We start from the raw sequence: 5,647 nt of genomic DNA, 5'->3' as shown, positions 1-5,647 counted from the left end.
GAAGCGCGGCATCAGCCGCGCGAATGAGCATGGCGAGGACCCACCGTTTGCCGGGGTCATTGGGCAGCGGTAGTCATACAAAGCTCTGGGATCACAGCTCCCTGGCGGCAAAGGATGCGATCCGCAAGAGTTGAAGGCTGGTTGCGAGTATCACGCTGAGAAAGATCTTGGCAGCGATGCACGCGGCGAACCATATCGGATGTGCAATCCATAAATGGAGGACCTCATGGCCACCCCAAAATATGGCGCGGGGAGAATGCGGCACGGTTTGATATTTGATTTGGGGATCACGATTTTGTCTTTGAATTCTTCGGCGTTTTCGTGGGAAGCCACCACCGGATCGGTTTATCTTCCTTCTGCGACCGAACGTTCGTCGCTAGATTTGACACCGTATTGGATACGTTATTTGATTTTTTCTGTGAGGCTGATGGCGTCGTTTTCACAGATCTTCTCCGCTGCTGAGGTCCCTCTGTCGCTACTTGGGGTTGTTTCTCCCGCACAGGTGTTTGTGGCTGTTTAGTAGAAGGACGGCGCGGCGGTTTGAGTGTTGATCTGTCCGAAATTGCGTCGTCTGCTATATCGATGCCGAACAAGGTTGCGACATCGTCGTCGTTCAGAATCCGCTCCGAAGTTGGGTGATTTTGGCTGTCGGGCAACGAGGTGCCCGCATTCGCTATGAGGCTGGCTGCTTGGACATCGCGTAGTTGGAATAGCAGTTCCGGCTGAGCATCGAGGCGAGCACCGACACCGTACAGTACAGCCGCGATGTGCTTGCACATCACCGCATGATCAGGACAGGAGCATTTAAAGCGAATTTCGGAGGGTTTTGGAAACAAACCTTGGTCTTGCCGGCATAGCCGCTCCATTACCGGCGCGGACAACCGTCCCTGAAGCAGTGTGATCAAGGAATCGATCTGGCCGGCGCAGTCTGTACAGATCGATTTCCATTTGAGGTTGGAGACTCCGCTGATCGAAATCGTGACGTGATAGATGGCAGACCCGCTGACCAGCGCCTCGATTGTTCGTGGTGCTATTTTGAGATCGATTACCGCGCCGCTCCGCACATAACTCCGTCCGCGGTCGATCCGGTTGGCGTAGTCCTGATAGGATTCGAGGTTATCGCACCACGCGTTGCCCCAAACCGTGGTCGTGATGCTGCGCCCGGTGATGCGAACAGGTGCAACCGCGTGGCCGGCCTTCATCCTCCGCGCGACTTCACGTTCAGCGTTGCGCCGTCTTTGCTCGACGGAAACGTAGGGTGCCCAGCTCCGCGAGTACCATGACATTCCGCTATTCCTTCGCTACAGATGCAAGATCAAGCGACACAAGATCAAGTAGGGCGTCGTTGCTCAGAGCTGTGACGTTAATTTCATCCGCACCTGGTAGGAGCTCGGTTGATAGGATCCGCTTAGATTCAATCAAGGCATCGATTTTTTCCTCAACCGTTCCCTGACAGACGAATTTATGAACCAGAACATTTGATTTCTGGCCAATCCGGAATGCCCGATCTGTGGCCTGGTTTTCAACCGCCGGGTTCCACCAGCGGTCAAAATGAATGACATGGGAGGCAGCGGTCAAGGTCAGTCCGACACCTCCAGCCTTGAGAGACAATACGAAGAACGGAATCGTCTCGTCTTCCTGAAACCGCGTGACCAGAGATTTGCGCTGACGAACAGGCGTGCCTCCGTGCAGAATTAGACCGTCACGCCCGAAGATCCCGGCTAGATGAGCCGCCAGGGGGGCGGTCATTTCACGAAACTGAGTGAAGACAAGCACTTTCTCCTGCCGGGCTGCGATCTCCTCGGCAATCTCGCGGAGTCGGATGAATTTACCACTCTCCTCGCCATTCCAGCGGTGATCACTAAGCCACTGCGACGGATGATTACAGATCTGCTTGAGTCGCATCAAGGAGGCGAGAATAAGGCCACGCCGTTGAATGCCCTCGGCGTCTTCCAGACTACGGGCCAGATCTTCAACGGCTTCGGCGTAGAGGGCCGCTTGTTTGCGACTCAACAGGCAGTGGGCTGTGACTTCGGTTTTGTCGGGCAGATCGGCAATGATTGCTTTATCGGTCTTCATCCGACGTAGGATGTAGGGGCGCACAAGATTGCGCAGTGGGCCATACGGATTGTCTGCACGATCTGGCAGTCCCTTGATATAGGTACTAAACCGTTTGCCGGTACCGAGCAGGCCGGGATTAATGAAGTCGAAGATCGACCAGAGGTCACCCAACGAATTTTCTACAGGGGTACCGGTCAGTGCGATACGCGCCTCGGCGTGGAGCGACTTTACCGCCTTTGTTTGCTTAGCCGCCGGATTTTTGATTGCCTGCGCCTCGTCAAGAATCGCGTATCGCCATTTCGCGGAAATCAGCGCCGGCAAGCGCATCAACGTGGCATATGTGGTCATTATGACGTCATGGCGCGTTGTCTGATGTTGGTCGAAAGATTTCATGTCAGCTGCCGTCATTGCGGACGGATGGACGGTCGCAACGGACAAGGAGGGTGCGAATCGTGTGATTTCGCTGGCCCAGTTTGAGAGTAATGAGGCCGGAACCACGAGAATGCTGGCCTTTGGTACGGACATCTCCGCTTTGCGACCGAGCAGCAGAGAGATGACCTGGATCGTTTTACCCAGCCCCATGTCGTCGGCGAGGCAGGCTCCCAATCCGAGCCCGGTCAACAGCCGTAACCAGGAAACGCCTTCCTGTTGATACGGGCGCAGGGTTCCGCAAAGACCCGGCACGACACCGACATCATCGGCCGCCGGAGCACGCAGCGCGCGGAGAGTTTCCGACAACCAGGGGCCAGCCATGACATCCGCCCAATCGCGGGTCACCGCTTGATCAGCAACGTCCTGATCATCCATACCCGCCAGCAGCCGCATAGCGTCGGTGAAACTAAGGCCCCTATCGGCTGCAAGAGCTTCCGCGGCCTCGAATTTTGCCCTGGCCTTCTTGAGGCGATCATGATCGACTTCGACCCATTTACCCCGCAACAGAACCAACTGATCCGTTCCGGCTAGCAATTGCGTGATTTCGCTCAACGTGAGTGCTTCGCCGTCCAGCGTTACATCCATCTGAAAATCGAGCAGGCCGCCGAGACCCAACGTGGATGGTTCCCGGCTGCCGATCGTGGCAGTAATTCGCGGGCGAGGTGGACGATTGGCGTGCCAATTTGCCGGCATGCGGAGCAGGATCCCGGTCAGTTCGAGGTCGTCGGCGCTCGCCAACAACTGTGCGGCCTCCGCCGGCTTCCAGCGTAGGGGATGATAGATCTCGCCGTGCTCGATCAACGGCCGCAACCATGCACAACGCTCTGCAGCGCGCTGGACCGGCATCAGGAGTGACAAGAGCTTCTCACGATTGGCCTGACCGGCGTAGTCGCGGAGCGCCTGCCCGAGAGGCAAATGTTGTGCTTTCGACTGCGCTGATAGACGCGTGGTGTAGGTTGCCATGAAAGCAAAGGGGTTATCTGGATCGCGTCTGTTTTCGGCAAGATTAAAATGGACCCTGCCTAACTGGCTCCAAGCTGGGTTAAGCGCATGGAGGTAGGCATTTAGTCCGCTTTTTTGTAACCTCAGCGTGTCGCGAAGAGCGAGCCCGATAGCTACCCACAGATCTCGGAGCAAGGAAGCTGTGATATACTCCGCTCCAATCATGATGGGTGCGGCCAACACGAGGCGAGCGAGTTCGGCAGCGTCTGGCTGTTCCACTTCAGGTAGTTCTGAGAAGAGTAGATCGGTCTCTCGCCCTGCCGATTGGAGGCGGATTGCCGCGATGTATTGATGGGCGAAGGCGCGCCACCAACCGAGCACTGGAGGTAGAGATTGGCCCATCGTTGCGGTGCCAAGCCAAAGTAGCCCATTTCCGGTTCCGCGTTCGAAGGCCTCAAAGATCTCAGTCGGGATGTGAGCAGGTCCATTGTGAGCATTCGCCACGAACCCAAGGTGCCCAGAGGGGGTCAACTGGAGCGGGATATCCCAAAATTCGGAATGAACCGTCCCTGCTACGACAGGCCTCGGTATTGGCGTGCTGACGTTCATTGGTGAAACCTCGGTACCCTTTCGGGCGTTCGTTTTCGAGATAACATTGAGCGGCGATGGTGCATGAATAAACTAGAGGTTGTGTTTAACCATGCCATGGTCCTGTGATATTCCGGAGAGGTACCGGGGGCGTTGGTGCACGAATAGACTGAGGATTGTAATTTGGTAACATCTATCGTCGGCATTTTTGGGCGCAAAAACATCAATTATCCCTAAAACTTCTATTCCAACCAAGAGTTTTCGACCGCTGCCATCAAAGCAAGCGATATAAAAGTGACGGACACAGTTAGCCCATCGTGCACCAACGTCGTTCCGCCGTGATCAGGTCAGCAATGGTATGGCTGTTTCATCCTACCAGCGTACGCCGCCACGTTTTCTGCGCGCCCGTCTAGCTTTCCATGCCAACAAGGCGGGTTTCACCTTATCGATCTGCGGGGCGAATATATAGCCGAATGCAGCTCCGAGCATCATGACCGCCAGAAGGTTTCTGAAATAGTCGCCCATCGCCCTACTCCGCTGTTGCGGCTCGATCATAACCGATATGGTCCGGCGCCGGAACAATTTCCTGCCGGGCACGGATCAGGTCATGCAACGTCTCCTCGAACCGTTCTGCCGCCAGATGCGCCGGCCATGGCTCCCAGGATGCCATACCCGCCGGCACTTTCAATGGATCCTCATCAAGCGGGTGGAGCGTGATGCCCAGATCACGTCGCAGCGCCGGTTTCCGCCATCCGACAACGTGGAGGGCTTCGCTCGCGGCCAAGGGTTCGTCCTTCACCAACGTATTAGCGATGCTCGTGCCTCGGGTCGTCCCATCATCCCGAAAGCAATGGTGACCTCGCGTGAAACCTCCCGATGAAGATCGTCCAGAAATTCGATCAGTCGGGGAACGGTAGAAGGCCAGAATATTGCACATCAGCAGGCGCGCGCCCTGAGGCGACGTTCCCTTCCGCGGTCGCGGAATCCCACAGGCCGTGGCGATTGACCGCGTTGATGCCGGGATGTTTTTTCCGGCCGGACTCCGTACCGTCTTTGCGAACCTCGTTTACCCTGTTGTACGGAACGCCCGTGACCACAATTACGTTGCCCTTGTCCTTGAGCGCCTCGCCCAGCCTTTGATTAATTTCGTGGCCGACACCGTAAGGACTCCCCATCTGTCCGTTGTTGGTAGCGTCGTGAAGTGTGTGGAAATTCTGGGTGGCGTAATCTCCGGGTGAGTTCAACCACCAGACTCGGCGTTTGCGCGCCGATGGAGATCACGCCATGGAGCAGAATAGCACAGCGAAGCCGGAAGCCAGCCTGTTTGACGGGGCGGCATGGTTTGACCCGATCGAGACAGGTGTACGGGACCGGATCCGCGGGTTCATTGAAACGATGCTCGAGGAAGAGCTGACGGCAGCACTTGGACGGAAGCGGTACCGGCGGGGTGGCGAAGGGGCCAGCGGGTATCGCCATGGTGTCCGTCATCGGCAAATCCTCGGTTCGTTTGGGCCGCTCGACATCACGGTGCCGCGGGGTCGGATACCAAAGCCCGAGGGTGGGACAGCGGAATGGCGGAGTGCCGCACTGCCCCGTTATGCGCGGATGACCAGGCAGGCGGAGG

6 protein-coding genes are annotated in these 5,647 nt (G+C 56.8%); 1 reads left to right on the top strand and 5 read right to left on the bottom strand.

From position 1 onward, the window contains the following. Positions 1-287: 287 nt before the first annotated feature. The 5 genes from ACP5E6_RS15690 to ACP5E6_RS15670 all read right to left on the bottom strand — a co-directional run bounded on the left by ACP5E6_RS15690 (position 288) and on the right by ACP5E6_RS15670 (position 5,267). On the bottom strand, positions 288-1,286 hold the full coding sequence (locus ACP5E6_RS15690; protein WP_427955606.1) for an SWIM zinc finger family protein: 999 nt from the start codon (positions 1,284-1,286) through the stop codon (positions 288-290). 4 nt (positions 1,287-1,290) lie between these two features. Then, a complete protein-coding gene (locus ACP5E6_RS15685) occupies positions 1,291-4,044 on the bottom strand; it encodes a DEAD/DEAH box helicase (protein WP_427955604.1) in 2,754 nt (917 codons plus the stop codon). A gap of 351 nt (positions 4,045-4,395) precedes the next feature. Next, complete coding sequence (locus ACP5E6_RS15680) at positions 4,396-4,548, bottom strand: hypothetical protein (protein WP_427955601.1); 153 nt, start codon at positions 4,546-4,548, stop codon at positions 4,396-4,398. A gap of 4 nt (positions 4,549-4,552) precedes the next feature. Then, complete coding sequence (locus tag ACP5E6_RS15675) at positions 4,553-4,822, bottom strand: hypothetical protein (protein WP_427955600.1); 270 nt, start codon at positions 4,820-4,822, stop codon at positions 4,553-4,555. Between the two features lie 100 nt (positions 4,823-4,922). Next, positions 4,923-5,267: a hypothetical protein gene (locus ACP5E6_RS15670; RefSeq protein ID WP_427955597.1), complete on the bottom strand. Its 345-nt coding sequence runs from the start codon at positions 5,265-5,267 to the stop codon at positions 4,923-4,925. Positions 5,268-5,307: 40 nt separating this feature from the next. On the opposite strand from ACP5E6_RS15670, the gene ACP5E6_RS15665 reads away from it, so the two are divergent. Further along, positions 5,308-5,647, top strand: a 340-nt coding sequence (locus ACP5E6_RS15665; protein WP_427955594.1) for a transposase, incomplete at its 3' end; no start/stop codon positions are given.

It is taken from the genome of Acidiphilium sp. (genome assembly GCF_049977125.1).
Classification (GTDB): Bacteria; Pseudomonadota; Alphaproteobacteria; order Acetobacterales; family Acetobacteraceae; genus Acidiphilium.
This window is presented reverse-complemented; position numbering and strand designations above follow the sequence as displayed.

Bases quoted from the DNA above. Each gene is read 5' to 3' on its own strand.
- ACP5E6_RS15680 (WP_427955601.1), bottom strand. From the start codon at position 4,548: ATGGGCGACTATTTCAGAAACCTTCTGGCGGTCATGATGCTCGGAGCT.
- ACP5E6_RS15690 (WP_427955606.1), bottom strand. From the start codon at position 1,286: ATGTCATGGTACTCGCGGAGCTGGGCACCCTACGTTTCCGTCGAGCAA.
- ACP5E6_RS15685 (WP_427955604.1), bottom strand. From the start codon at position 4,044: ATGAACGTCAGCACGCCAATACCGAGGCCTGTCGTAGCAGGGACGGTT.